Source organism: Chitinophagales bacterium, from assembly GCA_017303835.1.
GTDB lineage: Bacteria > Bacteroidota > Bacteroidia > Chitinophagales > Chitinophagaceae > JAFLBI01.
In genome coordinates, this window is record JAFLBI010000001.1 from 2,244,401 (window position 1) to 2,264,031 (window position 19,631).

Annotated in this window: 14 protein-coding genes; 2 read left to right on the top strand and 12 right to left on the bottom strand. The window is 42.8% G+C overall.

What is annotated here, in order from left to right; all coding sequences use genetic code 11:
* Positions 1 to 291 precede the first annotated feature (291 nt).
* Positions 292 to 801 (top strand): transposase, encoded by a 510-nt coding sequence (locus J0L83_10085; GenBank protein MBN8664915.1) that lies wholly within the window; start codon positions 292 to 294, stop codon positions 799 to 801.
* A gap of 222 nt (positions 802 to 1,023) precedes the next feature.
* On the opposite strand, the gene J0L83_10090 is transcribed toward J0L83_10085, so the two are convergent.
* The 4 genes from J0L83_10090 to pxpB are packed head-to-tail and all read right to left on the bottom strand — an operon-like array spanning position 1,024 to position 4,565.
* Positions 1,024 to 2,151, bottom strand: a complete 1,128-nt coding sequence (locus tag J0L83_10090) for a divalent metal cation transporter (protein ID MBN8664916.1) — start codon at positions 2,149 to 2,151, stop codon at positions 1,024 to 1,026.
* A gap of 43 nt (positions 2,152 to 2,194) precedes the next feature.
* Positions 2,195 to 2,935: a LamB/YcsF family protein gene (locus J0L83_10095; protein MBN8664917.1), complete on the bottom strand. Its 741-nt coding sequence runs from the start codon at positions 2,933 to 2,935 to the stop codon at positions 2,195 to 2,197.
* The gene (locus J0L83_10100) at positions 2,923 to 3,843 is read right to left on the bottom strand and encodes a biotin-dependent carboxyltransferase family protein (protein MBN8664918.1); all 921 of its coding nucleotides are present in this window, start codon (positions 3,841 to 3,843) and stop codon (positions 2,923 to 2,925) included. Before J0L83_10100 ends, J0L83_10095 begins: the two co-directional genes overlap by 13 nt.
* A complete protein-coding gene (pxpB, locus tag J0L83_10105) occupies positions 3,840 to 4,565 on the bottom strand; it encodes a 5-oxoprolinase subunit PxpB (protein MBN8664919.1) in 726 nt (241 codons plus the stop codon). Before pxpB ends, J0L83_10100 begins: the two co-directional genes overlap by 4 nt.
* An 89-nt stretch (positions 4,566 to 4,654) precedes the next feature.
* Between pxpB and J0L83_10110 the strand changes: the two genes are divergently transcribed.
* Complete coding sequence (locus tag J0L83_10110; GenBank protein MBN8664920.1) at positions 4,655 to 7,852, top strand: PD40 domain-containing protein; 3,198 nt, start codon at positions 4,655 to 4,657, stop codon at positions 7,850 to 7,852.
* Positions 7,853 to 7,895: 43 nt separating this feature from the next.
* Here the strand turns inward: J0L83_10110 and J0L83_10115 are convergent, their stop codons facing one another.
* The 8 genes from J0L83_10115 to uvrB all read right to left on the bottom strand — a co-directional run bounded on the left by J0L83_10115 (position 7,896) and on the right by uvrB (position 19,568).
* Positions 7,896 to 8,348: a hypothetical protein gene (locus J0L83_10115; protein MBN8664921.1), complete on the bottom strand. Its 453-nt coding sequence runs from the start codon at positions 8,346 to 8,348 to the stop codon at positions 7,896 to 7,898.
* A gap of 107 nt (positions 8,349 to 8,455) precedes the next feature.
* A complete protein-coding gene (locus J0L83_10120) occupies positions 8,456 to 8,836 on the bottom strand; it encodes a hypothetical protein (GenBank protein ID MBN8664922.1) in 381 nt (126 codons plus the stop codon).
* Positions 8,837 to 8,853: 17 nt separating this feature from the next.
* A complete protein-coding gene (locus tag J0L83_10125) occupies positions 8,854 to 12,375 on the bottom strand; it encodes a T9SS type A sorting domain-containing protein (protein ID MBN8664923.1) in 3,522 nt (1,173 codons plus the stop codon).
* 70 nt (positions 12,376 to 12,445) lie between these two features.
* Positions 12,446 to 13,060: a response regulator transcription factor gene (locus tag J0L83_10130; protein ID MBN8664924.1), complete on the bottom strand. Its 615-nt coding sequence runs from the start codon at positions 13,058 to 13,060 to the stop codon at positions 12,446 to 12,448.
* Entirely contained in the window at positions 13,057 to 14,844 is a 1,788-nt protein-coding gene (locus tag J0L83_10135; GenBank protein ID MBN8664925.1) for a tetratricopeptide repeat protein, read from the bottom strand. Before J0L83_10135 ends, J0L83_10130 begins: the two co-directional genes overlap by 4 nt.
* On the bottom strand, positions 14,841 to 16,982 hold the full coding sequence (locus tag J0L83_10140) for a tetratricopeptide repeat protein (GenBank protein MBN8664926.1): 2,142 nt from the start codon (positions 16,980 to 16,982) through the stop codon (positions 14,841 to 14,843). Before J0L83_10140 ends, J0L83_10135 begins: the two co-directional genes overlap by 4 nt.
* 69 nt (positions 16,983 to 17,051) lie before the next feature.
* On the bottom strand, positions 17,052 to 17,444 hold the full coding sequence (locus tag J0L83_10145; protein ID MBN8664927.1) for a hypothetical protein: 393 nt from the start codon (positions 17,442 to 17,444) through the stop codon (positions 17,052 to 17,054).
* Between the two features lie 87 nt (positions 17,445 to 17,531).
* Entirely contained in the window at positions 17,532 to 19,568 is a 2,037-nt protein-coding gene (uvrB, locus tag J0L83_10150) for an excinuclease ABC subunit UvrB (protein ID MBN8664928.1), read from the bottom strand.
* Between the last annotated feature and the right edge of the window lie 63 nt (positions 19,569 to 19,631).

A 19,631-nucleotide genomic window follows, 5' to 3' on the forward strand; every position in this document is an offset into this window, starting at 1 on the left:
CTCAAAATGTAAGATGGGCCAGAACATATTTGAATGCTTCATTCCTCCCGCCAGTCAAGACAGCGGACTTGGGAATATAGAATAACTGTGCCCGTTCGGGTGTCCTCACCCGAACCATTCAATAGCGCTTCTTATTACGCTGGTGAGGACACCAGCTTGTGGCGCGATGATCTAATCGCCAGTTCGGCGTGTCCCCACCCAAACATCTTGAACAAAACTCACTAAATAAGAAGGATATCTTTTGTAAGGTTAATCAGTATTCAGATACTAAGCATATGATCAATAGATGCCATGAAAGATGACTTTTCACTAGAGTTTACTTCAGTAAGTATTTATCAGAGGATAAATCTCTTACATGACAACCTTTTCAAAGAAGTGCTGATCAATAGTTTTAAATGCCTATCTGCCCAACAGAAGATAAAAGTGTACGGATTTGTAATTATGCCGAACCATTTTCATGTATTATGGCAATTGAATAGTAATTATTCCAGATTATCATCTCAGGGCGCCTTTTTTAGACACTGCAGTCGTCAATTTTTACATTATTTAGAAAAAGACAGAAGGCTACAAATGTTCAAAGTATTGAAACATGATAGACAACATCAGTTCTGGGAAAAAGCATATACTAAAATATGCTTTACAAGAAGCTATACCTTACAGAAACTAGCCTATATCCATAACAACCCATGTCAACCGCATTGGCAATTAGCAGATGCTGCTTATCTGTATCCGTGGTCATCTGCTTCATTTTATGAATTAGGTGATAAGAAGTATCATTGGTTGGTTCACATCGATGAGTAATGCAAAAGCGCCGGTGAGGACACCGGCTTGTGGTAAAACTCAACAACTCCACCCGTTCGTGTATTCACACCCGAACAATAATACCTTCTCCTCATTGCGCCGGTGAGGACACCGGCTTGTGGCAAAACTCAACAACCCCGCCCGTTCGGGTGTCCTCACCCGAACTCATTTGCAACAATCATCCTTAATGTTCTTGAATATCCATGCTTGTAGCAATTTGATTTACCACCCTTCCATCATTGCTTTAACGGCCATCCAACCAATTACTATTACTACGAGCCAGCCAGATAACTGCATCCATATTGGATGTTGATAGTTATTCATCAAATGCTTGCGTGTAACAGCAACCAACACAACTGCCAATGCAAAAGGCAAGACCATACCATTGATTAAACCGGCCGCCAATAAGAGTTGTACAGGTTTACCGATTAATACAAAAAGCGTGGTACATATCACAATAAAGCCTGAGATCACCCATCGCTCATAGCGAATAAATGCCGGATGAAAGGTTTTGAAGAAAGATACAGATGTATAAGAAGCACCAACTACAGATGAAATAGCTGCGCTCCACAAGACCACACCAAAAATGCGCAAACCAATATTGCCTGCAGCAAATCCGAATACACTAGCAGGCGGATTACTACTATCCAATACTGCACCTTGTGCCAACACACCAAATGTGGCGAGAAACAATACAAAGCGCATGATGCTGGAAATTACTATACCACTAATCGCACTTCTATTTACTTCGGGAATAGCTGCTTTGCCTTTGATGCCTGCATCCAATAAACGATGCGCACCTGAAAAGGTGAGGTAACCCCCAACAGTTCCGCCTACTATCGTCACAATTGCAGCTGCACTAATTTTCTCCGGCACAAATGTATGGTACACAGCTTCTGCCAATGGTGGATGGGCATTGTATGCAATGAATAGTGTGAGCAGAATCTTGATTGTACCCAAAATCTTGGTGAAACCATCCAGCATGCTACCGATCTCTTTGATCCAAAACAAGAGTAAAGCAACGCCGCCGCTGATGATGGCACCCTGCTCGTAACTCAGGCCAAATAAGACATTTAGACCTAATCCGCACCCAGCTACGTTACCTATGTTAAATGCAAATCCACCTAACACAACTAAAAAAGCGAGCACATAGCCCAAGCCGGGTAATAATTTATTAGCCAAATCTTGTGCGCGCAATTCGCTGATCGACAGAATACGCCAGGTATTCAACTGCGCCCCGATATCTAATAAAGAAGACAACAGGATCACAAAACCAAAGCTTGCCATCAACTCTTTGGTGAAGACAGTGGTCTGCGTAAGAAAGCCCGGACCAATGGATGAGTTGGCCATCAAGAAAGCAGCGCCCAAACCGACGCCACCAAGCGAGCTAATATTAAAGCGGCCTGATGCCAATACCTGCTGTTGTTAAGTAGTGATGAATGTTTTGCGCAAATTCCACTGCATGTGCGCCATCTCCGTGAATACAAATCGTATCTGCAGGAAGGGAAATCATTTTACCTGAAACAGTTTGTACCGTTTTCTCCTGAATCAACTGCATCACTTGTTGCATGGACTGTGCTGCATCAGTGATCAATGCATTGGCTGCATTTCTGGGTGTCAATAAACCATCATCCTGATAGGTTCTGTCGGCAAACACTTCTGCGCCAACACGCAGTCCAGCAGCTTTGGCTTCGCTGATGAGGTGACTGTTACTCAATCCATACAACACAATATTGCTATCGAGTTCTTTGATTACTTCTGCAATGATGCGACTCATCGTTGCATCCTTTGCCGCCATATTATACAGTGCACCATGTGGTTTCACATGATGAATGCGGGTGCCCATTTCAAAACAGATATCCTGTAGTGTCTGCAACTGTTCTGCCACCAAATCATACAAAGCACAATCAGATAATTGTTGATTGGTTCTGCCAAAGTTCGCTCGATCATCAAAACCCGGATGGGCACCAATAGCAACACCATGTTCCAGCGCCCAGTCGATGGTTTGCTGCATGGTTTCCACATCGCCTGCATGTTTGCCACAGGCAATATTGGCGCTGCTGATGAAGGGCATGATGGCTTCATCGGTATCCATCCCTTCACCCATATCACAATTGAGATCTATATACTGCATAAGTATTCCTGTAAGCGGAAGTTACATGCTTGTTGCAGGATGCGCAAATCCCTTTCTTGTTCTTGCAAAGCCTGTAATGCTTCTGGCATATCCATCCATTCAAATTGGAAGGTCTCGCCAATATTGTATTGCGCTGCCAGTGGTTGATCTGCCTGTATCAATACAGCTGGTCTCGGATAGCCACCCGTGGTCTGATGATCCGCCATGAGTAAGATCATTTGTCCGTCTGGCAACAACTGCAACACACCTCTTGACACTGCAGTAGAGATCAGTTCTTGCTGATGCAGTTTCTCCAATGCGATTCCTTGTAAACGATAGCCCATTCGGTTAGATGCAGGCGCGACGGTAAATGCATGTTGTACGAGTGCTTGTTGCGCATCCAATGTTAACCAATCCAATTCCGGCCCTTTCATCAAACGCAATACATGTCTGGGTAAAAGCGCGCAAGCGCGCCAAGGTAATAGCTTGATGTCTGAAGTGTGTTGGAACGGATGGTATGCAAGTGAAATGCCTTTCTGCAAAGGCTTTTGCAATTGATCTGCTCCTATCCACCCACCTTTTACCGCTAAGTATACGCGCGCACCTTTGATTTGCTTAGTGAAAAGTAGTGTGGTGCCTGCGGGAACCAAAGCGGCGGTATTGAATGACCAATCCATATCATCCAGCTTGGCACTAAAATCAGCGCCCGCAATGGCAATCAATGCTGGCTTATCAAAACGAATAGCAGCGGCAGGAAAATGTACTTCTAATACAGCAGTTGCTCTTGGATTTCCTACCAAGCAGTTAGCCACCTGCATTGAATAGGTATCCATGGCACCACCGGGTGTTACACCCCAGTGCTGAGCACCCTTTCGACCAAGATCAACCAGTTGATCCAATAATCCTGCTTTGATAATGACTGCACTCATGAAGGAAAGAATTTTGGTGTAGCCTTCGATAAAAGAGCGAATTCATCTGCATCAATCGCATAGAATTGTACGCGATCGCCTGCTTGCAACAAACATGGCTGCTCTTGCGCAGGATCAAACAAATGATACGGTGTTCTGCCAATGATATTCCATCCACCGGGAGAATCCTGCGGATAAATCCCTGTTTGTTGTCCCGCAATACCTACTGAACCAGCTGCAACCTTGGTTCTAGGTACAGACAAGCGCGGCATTTGTATTGCTTCAGTCACATTACCCATATATGGAAAGCCTGGCATAAACCCGATCATGTATACATGATACACCGTTCTTGTATGCAGGGTAATCACTCCATCTACCGACAAATTCTTTGCTGCAGCCAGTGCAGTAATATCCGGCGCAAAATCTGCCGCATAACAAACCGGTATTTTTTTGATAGGATGTTCAACCTGCTGTTCTGCCGACCATCGCCAAGTATGCAGTTGCGCTCGCAGCCATTGCTCAGGAATTTGGTCAGGATATTGTTGCAAAAAAGCCATTGGGTCAATCACCACACTTACGCCTGTATATGCTGGAATAATATCCTCTACAAAGGGAAAAGCCGCATCATCTAGGTGTCTAGCCAAAGCCATCACTTCTCTATGTGCTTCCGGACTAATGCTATCAGTCAGCTGAATGGTCAGGACAGATTCCCCACAAGCATATATACGTAATGGTTGGTGCATTGCATCACTAAAGTACTGCCTTCCTTTTATCCATTTTCTGAATTTTCAGCCTCACAAGTTCTGTATCTTTCCCTCTTATAATGCTGTTTATGAAAAAATCCTTTTTTACATCATTTTTAGTGTTGGCTGCTTTTATAGGTAAGGCACAAAATGAACCTACCTGGTTACGTCATTCCGCCATTTCACCAGATGGCAAAACCATTGTCTTTACCTATAAAGGCGACTTGTACAAAGTGCCCGCCTCAGGCGGTGATGCCGTTGCACTCACCATGCATGAAGCACATGACTACATGCCCGTATGGAGCCATGATGGCAAGACCATTGCTTTTGCCAGTGACCGCTATGGCAATTTCGACGTCTTCACCATTTCCATCAATGGAGGTGAAGCCAAACGCATTACTTATCATTCTGCAGCAGAATATCCCTATGATTTCTCTCCAGATGATAAGCAAATCTTATTCGGTTCTGCAAGAATGGATATGGCCAGCAACCGTCAGTTCCCAACAGGTTCCATGCCCGAACTCTATACTGTGGGTGTAGGCGGTGGCCGACCAGTGCAAGTATTGACCACTCCTGCTGAGCATGCCAAGTACAGTAAGGATGGTAGCAAGATTATCTATCACGATAAAAAAGGTGGCGAAAACGAATGGCGTAAACACCACACTTCTTCTATCGCTCGTGATATCTGGATTTATGATAGCAAAGCAGATAAGCATACTAAGTTGACTGCTTTTAATGGAGAAGATCGTTCACCCATTTTGACTGATGGTGAAAAAGCGATGTTCTACCTAAGTGAAGAAAGCGGCAGTTTCAACGTACATAAGATGGCATTGACTGGCGGCAAGAGCGAGCAACTTACTTCTTTCAAGAAACATCCAGTTCGTTTTCTAAGTGCTGCCAACGACGGAACACTCTGCTTTAGCTATGATGGCCAGCTCTACACCTTGAAAGCAGGCAGCAAAGCACAACAAGTGAATGTGCGTATTTCAGCTGATGCACGCAGAAATGATGAGCAATTGGTACGCGTGAACAGCGGTAGTGGTATTTCTGTATCTCCTAATGGAAAAGAAATTGCTTTCATCTTCCGTGGTGAGGTATTTGTTAGCAGTGTGGAGGGTGGAATCACCAAACGTATTACCAATACACCGGTTCAGGAAACCAGCGTAGGTTTTGCACCAGATGGCAAATCCATCATTTATGCATCTGAAAGAAACAATAAATGGAGTATCTACGAAACCAAGATGGTGCGTACAGATGAGCTCTATTTCTATGCTTCTACCCTTTTGAAGGAAACAGCTGTGATTGAAAACAATAATGACAATACACAGCCCCTCTATTCTCCTGATGGAAAAGAGATTGCTTTTGTTGAAAATAGAAACTATCTGAAAGTATACAACATCGCTTCTAAGCAAAGCAGAAGCGTGCTGAATACAGAACAAATCTTTGCTTTTGTAGAGAATGATCAATACTTCCAGTGGAGTCCAGACAGCAAATGGTTGTTGTTTGATTATGCTGTACCCGGAAGCGCAGTGAGCGAAGTGGGCCTGGTGAGCAACGATGGTAAGAAAGTCGTTAACCTAACCGAAAGTGGTTTTAACGATTACAGACCTAAGTGGGTAATGGGCGGTAAAGCCATGCTTTGGCAAAGTAACCGTGATGGCCTGCGTGCAGCAGCCATGAGTGGCGGTGCACAAAGCGATGCTTATATGATGTTCTTTACTAAAGAAAGCTTCGATCGCTTTAAACTTAGTAAAGAAGAAATAGCACTGTTGAAAGAAATCGAAGACAATAAAGCAAAAGCCGATACCAGCAAGAAAAAGACGCCTGCTAAAGACAGCGTGGTAATTGACTGGGATGGACTTTCTCAACGCAAAGCCAAGGTAACCATTCACTCTTCTTCAATGGGTGATGCATTGGTAAGTAAGGATGGAGAAACACTCTATTACCTCGCACGCTTTGAAAGAGGCATGAACTTGTGGAGCACTAACCTGCGTACACGTGAAACCAAGATGCTGGTTCCTTTGAACGCTGGATTTGCAGCCATGAGCTGGGATAAGGATCAGAAAAATATCTTCATTTCAACAGATGGTAGTGTTATCAGATTAGATCCCGCATCATCCAAGCAAGATCGTGTAAGCATCAATGGCGAGATGATGGTGAACACGACTGCAGAAAGACAAGCTATGTTTGATCATGTGTGGAGAAGAACTAAGAAAACCTTCTATACCAAAACCTTCCATGGCATTGATTGGGATAGTTATAAGCCCGACTACGATAAATACATCCCTTCTATAGGCAATAACTACGAATTCAGTGAAATGCTGAGTGAATTACTCGGTGAGCTAAATGTAAGCCATAGCGGTAGCGGTTACAGTGGATTCAATCCTTCCGGTGATGCCACTGCATCTCTGGGCGCATTCTACGATGCAGCACACAAGGGTAATGGTGTGAGAATTGCGGAAGTCATCAAAGATGGTCCGCTAGACAAAGCCGGTTTGAATGTTCAGGCTGGAATGATTATCGAATCTATTGATGGCGAAATCATCACTGCTGATAAAGACCTGGCACAATACCTAAACAGAAAATCAGGTAAGCTAACATTACTGACCATCATTGATGGTACCACTAAGAAAGAGGTTACTGTAAAACCCATCTCTACAGGCGAAGAAAACGGATTACTTTACAGACGTTGGGTGAAGCGTAATGCCGACGAAGTAGAAAAGCTCAGCGGTGGTGCTTTGGGCTATGTACATATCCCAGGTATGAATGATGGTGCGTTCAGAACTACTTATGAAGAAATCATGGGTAAGTATTTCCACAAAAAAGGAATTGTAGTAGATACCCGTAATAATGGTGGTGGCGATTTGGTTGCTGATCTTGCTACATTCTTAAGTGGTAAGAAATTCATGGAATATGGTAATGATATTCGTAGCAATGGTTACGAACCTAATTTCCGCTGGACCAAGCCGAGTATTTCTATCGCCAATGAAGCCAACTATAGCGATGGTCACTGCTATGCATATATGGTGAAGGAAATCAATGTAGGTAAACTGGTTGGTATGCCTGTGCCCGGCACCTGTACTTTCGCCGGATGGGAAGGTCTGATGGATACCGGTATTCGTTGGGGTGCACCTCCTGTTGGTGTAAAAGCCAATAATGGTCGCTACTTAGAGAACTGGCAAACAGAACCAGATATCAAAGTGATGAATGAATACGAGCAAGTGAAGAAAGGTGTTGACCAACAGTTAGAAGCCGCTGTAAAAGAATTGATGAAAGATTTAAAATAAAAGAGGTTTCAAAACAAAATCCCCGCAATACTGCGGGGATTTTTTATTTAGCACAGTTTCTACCAACGGCATAGTCTGGCTTTAGTTCTTTGTACACTTCCGCATATTCTTTATTGCCTGCCGACATTCCATTCTTAGAGTGGTGGAAATAAGCTTTGGTTTGTTTCATGATTTCATTACCCAGCATATGTTTGGTGTCTTCCACTTGCTGCCTTACTTTTTCCAATTCTTCTAAAATCTCACTGTATTGTTCATACAAATGCATACAGGTGTTGCAGTGCTGTACATCTACATAAGCCGGTACAGTAGAGGGGTATCTTTTCATAAAGTTCAGGGCCTTACGCACAAAATCAATCCGCTTGGTATTGAGCTTGAACATACTACGACGTTCATGTGGTTTCAGTTCAGTACGTGTGGGTAATGATTGGCGGATACCTGCAATGTTCTGCAAAATGGTTATCAGCTCAGAAGCCATGAGGCTACGGAAAACGGCCATAGGATGTGATTGTAAGCTAATAACGATTTAAAAATAGAAAAATTGTAAAAAAGGGGCCCGCGTACGCAGTGCCCCCTTGCTAATCCCCCTCAAAAAAAAGCGTTTGTCTATTTCCACAATACCCTGAACGAGCCAGCCCAGGTATTAGACGGTGTATTTAGTGAAACAGCAGATATATTGGCCACACAGTAAGTCTGACCAGCAGGCAAACCGGTAATGGTAACATCCGTACTTGCTTGTGTGGCTGTGTACTTCAAACTATACACCTGCGCATTATTATCTTCCCGCTTTACATCAACAGTAATTTCTACGCCGGAAGCAGGCAATTTGCTGGTGATTTCAATCTTAAAAGCATGGCTATTGCTTGTAGATTTTGCCGGGTTATCGGTAACCAGTTTCAAGGCCAGCTGTGCTTCTTTATCTGCTTTCTTACAAGAAAACTGTACGATGCTTAAAAACAGCAGGCCTAAGAGAAATAGCTTTTTCATATTGGTGATTTAGGATGTTATAATTTGATGAATCGCATGATTGAAGTGGTTCCATTCTTCTCAGTAATGCGGAGGAAATAGATACCTGCGGGTAATTGATTTAGCTCCATCTGATCATTACTATTGATCTGTTTTTCAGACTGTACCCTTCCATTCTGCAAGAGAATCTGTGCACTAGCTTTACCAGTTGCAGTAGTTCTTCTACTGATGAATAAAGTATTACCAACTACTGGGTTTGGATACAATTTCCATTCTTTGCCAGTTACATCAATATTGCTCAAAGCGGTGATCACAACAGGGAAGCTGGCTGAAACCTCACTCTTACAACCAAGAGTATTGGTTACCTGTAAAGTATAGGTTCCACTATTCATGATTTTATACTTCTGATTGGTTGCACCACTGATGGCAGCTGTATTGAGATACCACTGATTACCTGAGCTAGCACTGCTGATCAATGTATCTGCCTGCTGACTGATGGTTGGCTTAGGCACAACCGAAGCAAGCACTGTTGTTGATGCAGAGGTAGTGGAACAACTGTTGCTATTGGTTACACGCAATGTATATGCGCCAGATTCTGATGCAGTATAGCTTGCATTGGTAGCACCGCTGACAGCACTATTGTCCTTTAACCACTGATAAGTTAAACCGGTACCAGTATTGCCATTCAATACTACAGAACCCGGTGCGCAAAAGCTGGTGGCACTAGCAGCAGTGATTGTTGCTGTGGGACTGGCTTTCACCGTTACAGTAGTTGCAGCAGATGTATCAACACAACTATTCCCATCTTGCACTCGCACGCGATATGCGCCTCCGGAGGTAGCTGTATAAGCAGCATTGGTGGCGCCACTAACAGCACTATTGTCTTTCAACCACTGATACACATAACCTGTTCCTGATGCAGCAGTGAGTGTAACGCTACCCGGATCGCAGAAGCTAGTGCTGCCGCCTGCAGTTACCGTAGTGGTAGGCAGACTATTCACCTGAACAGTAATGGGTGAGGATACAGTTGTACAACCATTTGATCCGGTAGCACCTACTGTATAACTACCACTACTTGTAGCAGTGTATGAAGCAGCTGTAGCACCTGAGATATTACTGTTGTCTTTCATCCATTGATAAGCAGTGGCTGTAGCTGTGGCAGTGAGTGTAACACTACCACCCTGACAGAAGGTAACGGCTGAACCTGCAGCTGTGGAAAGCGTTGGTCCGCTATTCACCGTAACAATCACTTCATCTGAAGAACCTTGCAAGCCATTGCTTGCAGTAATCACTGCCACATAAGTACCCGCTTGCGTAACACTTAAACTGGCGCTATTTGCTCCCGGGATCAATACACTATCCCGATACCATTTATACGTACCTGTTACATTACTGGTGGCGTTGATACTACCTGTTCCGCCGGAACAGATGGCCACACCAACAATTGGCACGGAAACCCTGGGCAATTCACCAATCGGATTGAACGCATAAAAACCAGTAGAGCCGCCTGCAACCAAAGCATCATAGTATAGGTGATTGGTATATGTTCCTACCGCCAATTGCGAATAATCTTTCAGCACCATAGTACCTTTTGTAATCAATGAATAGGCAATCTTATTATCCTGACTAAGGAACACAGTATCCTTTCCAAGACAGCCCGCATTAATAGAGGTGAGTGATAAGCTACTTGTGTTGACATTAATCTTATACCACTTGTTATCACTGCTGATGATTTTGAAAAAACCATTACCAGAGCCTGCACTACCGCTGGTACCCACAAACAAAACCGTATCGCCGGAAACGCTTACATCCAGATCGCGCACATTGAATGGAAGTGAGATGCCGTCTCCTGAATTAGCCAATGTTGTGTTTTGTGTCAATGTCCACGTACTGGTGCCATCAAATTCTGCTCTGTAAACACCATTATGCGATACCGTATATTCTACACCGATATAAGCTACAATCTTTCCACTCTCTTGTGTAAAGACAATATCGTTCACATCAATATCCGGACCGTCCACACTCGCTTTAATGCGCAACTGTGTCCAGCTAGTACCACCATTCAGTGAGTAAAAACATCCGCCATCACCATTATTCTGAGAATAACCAACCATCACAATATTGGTATTGTATTTGCAAACCTCAATTGCTTCGGCTACGGCACTGCTTGTAAAATTGTAAGGCGCTGTTTCAGGTGTGAAAACCTGATTCCAAGTAGTACCATTATTAAGTGTTTTATATATCCGCACATTACCCACATAAGCCTGATTGGTATTGTCTGCAATCATTTCAGCAGAATAATAAGGTGAACCGTCTCCATTTGGAAACATCGCTGAAGACCAGGTTTTCGCACCGCTATTATAATTGGAAACCCAACGAACACCTGCTTTACTGGCCAGCCAACCATGCGTTTTAGCAGTGTTCATATCAAAATCATTTACCTGCACCGCCTCAATACCATCATTAATTTCTACCGTATTGGCACCGCCATTTCTACTCCATGCCAAACCCTGATCACTTGTCATAGTGACAATACTACCCGAAAGACCGTCTTTGATGTAATACACTACACCATCATTAGGGTGTGTTTGTGAACCTGCATGGCCAAAATTTCGCCAGGTACCGGCAACACCTTTGTTGTTGCTGTAAACAGCTGCGCAATACACATAATAGTTACCAAAAAAGCTGTTATCAAAATCAATATTGGGTCCTATCCCTCCTGCAATACCTGTTGCTACCTCAGTAAACGCCGTTTCATGATAATCTTTATAAGCAAAGACTTTTGTATTCCCAGTACCAGTAGCACCAAGAAATATTCTTCCATCTGGTGCCACGCCCATAACAGACCAGTTATTTGTTGCACCTATTGTGTGTGTTATTGTTGTAGTGGTGGTGGTTGAGAAATTGAGACTGTTGTTAAACTTTGCGTTCACGCGTACAATCTGCGGCCTACTGCCAGGTCCGAGCAAATAAATGGTATCACCATTTTTTGAAATAACCACTTTAGCACCGGGTGTAGTCCATGAATTGATATTCAGACTAGATCCGAGTGTAAAATTACCGCTGGCATCCAGATTGCCTTCTGTGAGTGTGAGTCTGCTGGCAGCAGCATCATAGACTGTATAGAGTAACTTATTGCCTTTAATTTTTAGATCAAGGGTTTGAACACCATTGATGGCTTTTGTTGCTGTAGTAGCTGTTTCAGTAGCAGAATAAATAGCCCCATTATGCCCCCAAAAAATCCTTCTTGAATTAGCATGGTATGCCAATTGCTCTATTCCACTTCCGAATCCTGCAGCACTATTGGCTGCGGGAAGTACTTTAAATGCACCGACAGAGGGTGTTCCCAAACCTGTAACATTGGCGTAAAAAATGGAATTGGCGCTTTCTGTTGCTATAACCAGTTTAAAGCTATCAGCAGTTAGTGCATCGCCGGTAATAGCACGAATTGTTCCACCGTAAATAGCTTCAACATCAGCTACGAAAGCCTGTCCGGAGACAAAACCATGTGAAATGAAGAGTAGCGTGCTGAGCAGCAATGAGCGTAGTAATTTTTTCATGTGATCTTTATTTAAGGCTCCACTAAAGTAGACCACCTTGACGCTCAGCTACTCACCCCAAAGTATGAAATCAGAGACGCCTGATTTTGGCTATGGCTTCTGTTCTGGAAGACACATCCAGCTTGGTATACAGGCTATAAACATGGGTTTTGATCGTATTCACAGATACATAAAACAGCTCCGCCAGCTGCTGGTTGGTTTTGCCCTCATAGAGGGCCTCCAGAATCTCAAATTCCCGCTGACTAAGCGGGTTCTTGAGCACCTTATTAATCGCGATAATTGAAAGCTTCGGCTGTTGTGCATTCTGCAACATGGCGTAATTGTACATGGCTATGTCTAAGCCGGCAAGCAAATCACGCTCATCAAATGGTTTTACGATATATCCTGCGGGTTGCACTTTTTTAGCTCTGGCAATGGTCTGCTTATCTGCATAAGAGGTCAGGAATATGAAGGGTATCTTAATATGTTCCTGAATGAAAGACGCAATGTCCACCCCATCTTTTTCTTCCCCAAGATTCACATCCAGCAGGGCAGCATCAGGCGTGCGGTTTTTTAATTCATCAATCGCATCTGCATAATTGTATACCACCGCAGATACTGCATAATCAATACTGTTCAAACACTGTTCAATATCAGCCGCAATCAAGGGATCGTCTTCAACAATCAAAATGCGAATTTCACTCATGAGGAAAAATTATAAGGGATGATCATTTTAGCCAAAGTGCCATTATTACCTTCTATTGAAATGGTGGCTTTCAGTTTCTGGGTTAATGACTTGATGAGTTGATAGCCCATCGATGCAGGCTTATCCATATTCCAGCTTTCAGGCAAGCCCTTTCCATTGTCTTGTACCTGTAACACCAATTGGTCAAACTCTCTTGTGAGTGAAACTCGCAGCATTCCCCCTTGCTCCACTTGCTCAAATGCGTATTTCAAGGCATTACTAATTAGCTCATTCAAAATCAGCCCTAATGGCACAACAACATCCACATCCAATTGCAGTTCATCAATATGGGTAGTCAAGTGAACCCGATCCTTATTGATATTGTACGAATAAAACAAACTCTGCGTTAGCTTATCAATATAATCACGCACATCAACGCTGGTTAAGTCATCATCCCTGTATAAATTCTGATGAATCAGGGCCATACTTTTTACACGATCTCTTCCATCTCGAATGGCAGCCAATGCATTCTCATCAATGATATTTTTGCTTTGCAGGTTGAGTAAACTACTGATCACCTGCAGGTTATTCTTAACCCGATGGTGAATCTCTTTCAGCAATACTTCTTTCTCCTGAAGCGCTTTACCAATAATATCATTCTTCTCTGCAAGCATACGATTGGAGGCCTGCTTCTGCCTGTAGTAAAAGAGCAGTACTAGGACCAGACCTGTTAGTAAGAGTAAGCCTGTAACATATAAGATCTGTTCAATCTTTTTCTGCTGGATTACAGCATCCTGTGCTTTTAGCTGCGCTTCTTTAATATCCAGCTCATATTTCTTGATGGTTTCCAGCATACGCTGGTCCTTCTCCTGATTGAACAAGCTGTCTTTGATTCGAATAAATTCATGCTGATATTGAAAGGCCAGCCGAAAATCGCCTTTTGCCTCATAGAGCTCGGTTAATGAAGCAAGAACTTGCTTTGTATAATCCAATTGCTCCATTTTTCTGAAGAGTGCATAGCTATTTAAGAGATATTTTTCTGCAGCGCCATATTGCTTCATCGCCAGATAAGTTTCACCCATTCCTGATGCAACTGCACCAAGCATAATATGATCATCTGTTTCTTTCAGCAATTCATACGCCTGTGAGAAATAGCCAAGCGCTTCAGCATAATTTTTCTGTAAGAGTCTGATATTACCTAACTCGTTCAGACACCTAACGATAAACGTTTCATTATTGGTTCTTGAAAAATACTGATAAGCTGTTTTGATATGTGTTTCTGCAGAGTCCAGCTCTTTCAGGTCAATCTGAACTATCCCCAGATTAAATGCAACATTGGCTATCCAGTCTTCCTGCTTTACTTGTCTGAATAGCTGTAATGCTTTCAAGTAAAATATTTCTGTCTCTTTTGGTTTTTCCCTTAAGCGATAGGCGCTGGCAATATTATTCAGGGTTCTTCCTTGATAAAAGACATTACCAGATTGTTCAAACAAGCGCAGGGCTTTTGTAAAAGCAGCAATAGCCGCTTCCGCATCATTGCGGAAGTATTGTACAAGTCCCTGCATCAAAACAGCCCGGCCCTGATAAAATACGTGCGGAATATTTTTGGCGATGGAATCTGCCATATGCGCCATTTGTGCAGCTTTGTCAATATCATTGGCTGCATACTGATTCAGCGCAAGGGAAAGGTTCACAATTTTACTGGTATCCGGAATCTTTGAAAATACAGTTGCAGCAAGGCTATCTGCCTGCTGTGCCTGCAGTATACACGGAAACAGGGTACATATAATCAGTTTTCGAATCATGCTTTTGCTATCAACATTTGCACCTTGGTGCCTTGTTCGTTAACAATATTCAACTCTGCCTTCAGTTTAGCCGCAAAAGATCGTATGAGTTGAAAGCCCATGGAAGATGCAGTTTCCGGCTGAAAACCTGCCGGAAGCCCTTTGCCATTATCCTGCACTTCAAGAAGCAGCCCTCTTGTGTTTTCCTTAAGTATAACACCAATCTTTCCCTGCGCTGTTCCTTCAGGAAATGCATATTTCAATGCATTTGTGATCAGCTCATTTAGAATCAGTCCAAGTGGGATAATGGTATCCACATCCAACTTGATAGGATCCACTTCTGTTATCAGTTCTATTTTTCCCGGTTCTATATTATAAGAATGAAACAAGCTTTCAGATAGTTTTTCGATGTAGTCTTTAACATCTACACTCACCAGGTTTTCATCTGTATATAAGTTCTGGTGAATCAACGCCATACTTCTCACCCGATTACTGCCTTCTTTCAGTGCTTCCAATGCTGCATTATCGCTGATGCTTTTGCTTTGCAGCTTTAGTAAACTACTAATGACCTGCAGGTTATTCTTAACCCGATGGTGAATTTCTTTCAGCAGGGTTTCTTTTTCATTCAAGGCTTTGGAGATAATGGCATTTTTCTCAGCCAACTGCTCATTGGTCTTTTGCTTATTACTGTATAAATAAAAAGCACCACCCGCCAATAGCGTTGTTAAAGCAATACCAAGTGTGTACAGCAGCTTTTGCTTCTTATTATCCCTGATTTCAAGATCTTTTAATTTGGCTTGTTGCTTTAATAACAACAGTTCTTGAGTAGACTGTTTGTTTTGTGCCTGAGAGAGCAATAAGGTTTTTTGCTGCTCTTTAATAGACAGATCCTTTAACTCATTGTCTTTATTCAACAAAATCAATTCCTGTTCTCTTTGCTGAGATTTAGCCGCAAGCAACAGCACTTCATTTCGCTGTCTTTGCAGATCAATCTCTTTCAGCTGATTCTCTTTATTCAATAAAGCAATTTGCTGTTCCTTCTGTGTTGCTTTGTATTTCGCATCCAACTCTTCCAGCATCGCCGTACGGCTATTATTCATCAAAGAGTCGCTATAGCCTTTCAATTGTTCATAATACACCAACGCCTGCTCATAATGCCCCTGTTCTTTTTCTGCCATATACAACAGATTGGTAATAGCAGCTAGTGTTTGAAACTTTGTATTCTTGAAACGCAGCGTGAGGCATTGCTGGAGAATTGGAATGGCTTTGGCATAATCTTTTGTGCCGTAGTAGGCCTGACCTAAACCATAGAGTACTGCATTATTTAAATCTTCGATTTGCTTTACCCTCGGGTCTTTGGAAAGTTCCAGAAAAACAGGCAAAGCTTCTGCATACTTGTATTGGTAGTTTAAGCCCAATGCAATATTGACCTTGGCTGAAAACATGAGATTGGGATCCTTATATCCCTCAGCCAGTTGATATACCCTGTTGAAAACAGCTGTTGCACTATCGTAGCGCTTTTGTAGATTGTACAAAGTAGCAATATTCATCATCACAGAGAGCATACGGCGATCACCGGCTTTTTCATAAATACTCAATGCTTCTGTATAATATTCTCTGGAGGAGCTGATATTGTTGCGCATTCTTTGCACCAACCCTAGGCCATTTAAAGTAACTGCAGCAGATAAGCTATTACCTGCCTGCTTTTTTTCTTCCAAGGCTTTATAATAGTATAACATGGTACTATCGTACACATTCTGCTCATAATAAGCGTATCCCAGGTCGTGATGGATGATGCCTCGTTGCAGTAAGTTGTTGGTAGCCTGATTCAGTTCTAATGCTCTTCGAAAAAACCATACAGCACTATCATATTTACGCAGATTGGTATAGCAAACGCCATATTGATGCAATACCTCTTCCTGTACAAGTTTATTCGCTTTAAGATCTGCACGCTCCCGCAATGGTTTTAGTATATCTAAAAAATCTCTTGGTTTATTTCTTGCAAGAATGCTATTAAGTCGGTCTATCGTTTGTAAGAGGGTAGTTTCATTGGATGCGCTATTCAACTGCTGCTTCAACGCATTCAAATCCTGCTGAGCAACAGCAGTTTGAAACATCAGCAAGAGCATCAGGGTTGTAAAGGGGTAAGCGATTTTCATATGCCTTAAGTTAGGCAAATTCCAAATCTTTCATCCAGCGCAGCTCACCCAAAAGGGTGATTTCCTGATTTACTTCATGATCAGAAAGCCGGTCGTTCCGTATTGGGTCATGACATGATCAATAAAAACAATGTAGTTTCCTACGGGTAACTCCTTCATGTCAATTTCAATTGCATTTAGTCCGGATACAATCGTAACTGGCTTACTGTAAACAACTCCTCTGTCTACACGCTTTAAGTAAATAGTAGAGTTGAACTGCCTAGATGCTTTAAAATGAAAGATTGTTTGCTGTTGATCCTTCTTTCTTTCCAAATGAATCTGGTCAATAATAACCGTATCTGCATATACACTATACGCATCCTCATTGTGGGAAATTGGATGATGAGAAACTGCAGCAGATAACCGAATACTAGCCAAAAACAAGAGGAAGAAAGACAACAGGGAAGTTGTCTTGCTACTCATGTACATTAGGGGTTTCCGTGAAATTGCACAATTTTCGGCAGAACTGCTTAATACTTTAGTACGATTTTATACTCTATGGGTTTTGTTTTACTTCTGCAGGGTTTTTAGCTCTTTTTCATAAGCAAACAACATATCCCGCAGACGGGCAGCTTCCATAAAATCCAGATCGCGTGCGGCTTTTTCCATCTCTTTCCGGGTTTTGGCAATCACTTTTTCCAGCTGAGGAATGGTCTTATACTCATACTGCTCTTCTGCCGCAGCATTAACCACACCCTCATCCACCATCGCATAGGGGTTTTTCTCATCATAACCCTTAATATCCAGTACGCTGGTCTGCTTCATGATCTGCTCAATACTCTTCTTCACTGTCTTGGGTGTGATGCCGTGTTCAATATTGTAAGCGATCTGCTTCTCTCTTCTTCGGTTTGTCTCATCAATGGTGCGCTGCATACTCTCTGTCATGGTATCAGCATAGAATATCACAAGGCCTTCTACATTTCGCGCAGCCCGGCCCGCAGTCTGCGTCAGCGATTTTTCATTGCGCAGAAAACCTTCTTTATCTGCATCCAGAATAGCTACGAGCGAAACTTCCGGCAAATCCAACCCTTCCCGCAATAAGTTTACACCTACCAACACATCAATCTCGCCCAATCTTAATTGACGCAGTATCTCTACACGTTCCAGTGTATCCACATCGCTATGGATGTACTTACTCTTGATGCGAATACGACCCAGGTATTTATCCATCTCCTCGGCCATTCGTTTCGTCAGCGTAGTCACCAATACACGATCACCCTTCTTCACGCGTTTATCAATCTCATCCAGTAAATCATCAATCTGGTTCACACTCGGCCTGATCTCAATTGGCGGATCTAACAAGCCGGTTGGTCTTACGACTTGTTCTACCACAACACCACCTGTTTTCTCTAATTCATAATCACCGGGTGTGGCACTTACAAAAACCGTTTGCCCAATCAGGTTTTCAAATTCATGAAAATTAAGCGGACGGTTATCCAATGCAGAAGGTAGTCTGAATCCATAATCCACCAGCACCATCTTTCTGCTTCTATCACCACCATACATACCCGCTACTTGCGGTATGGTTTGGTGACTCTCATCAATAATGCAGAGAAAATCTTTGGGGAAATAATCCAATAAACAGAATGGTCTGGTGCCCGGTCTTCTCCTATCGAAGAAACGCGAATAGTTTTCAATACCATTGCAATAACCCAGCTCTCGCATCATCTCTAAATCATACTCCACTCTTTCTTTTAAGCGCTGCGCTTCTATAACCTTTCCATTGTTCTTGAAGTATTCCACCTGCAGCATCATCTCATCCTGAATCTCATGCATGATTTGCTGCATCATGTCTTTCGGTGCCAGGTATAAGTTTGCGGGGAAGATGGCTGCATTGTCCATTGTACCGATTCGCTTAGCCGTAGTCTTCTCAATACTTTCAATTTCTTCAATCTCATCACCAAAGAATGTAATGCGATAGCCATAATCTACATAAGGCAGATTGATGTCAACCGTATCACCTTTTACGCGGAAAGTACCACGGTTAAAATCACCTTGGCTCCTGCTGTACAAACTACCCACCAATGCATGCAGAAAACCTTGGCGAGAAATAACCTGACCTTTGTGAATACGAATGATACCATTTTCAAACTCAGTAGGGTTACCCATACCATAAATACAACTCACACTCGCCACTACAATAATGTCTCTTCTGCCACTCAGTAATTCAGAAGTTGCTTGTAATCGCAGCTTATCCAATTCTTCATTAATGCTAAGGTCTTTTTCAATATAGGTATCGCTCACCGGCATATAGGCTTCCGGCTGATAGTAATCGTAATAGCTCACGAAATAGCCCACTGCATTGTTAGGAAAGAATTGCTTGAACTCTCCGTATAGCTGCGCTACTAGCGTCTTGTTGTGTGTTAGCACCAGTGTGGGGCGTTGTACGTTTTGAATCACATTGGCCATGGTAAAAGTTTTACCACTCCCGGTTACCCCCAGCAGGGTTTGGAATTGTTCACCTTCCAGAATTGTATCTGTAAGCTGACGAATCGCGCTAGGTTGATCGCCTGAAGGCTGATAGGGTGCATGTAATTCAAAAGGCATGGAACGAAGTTAGCACCTTCAGCAATCTGATATTCATCATTCTCCAACCTGAATTAATTGGTA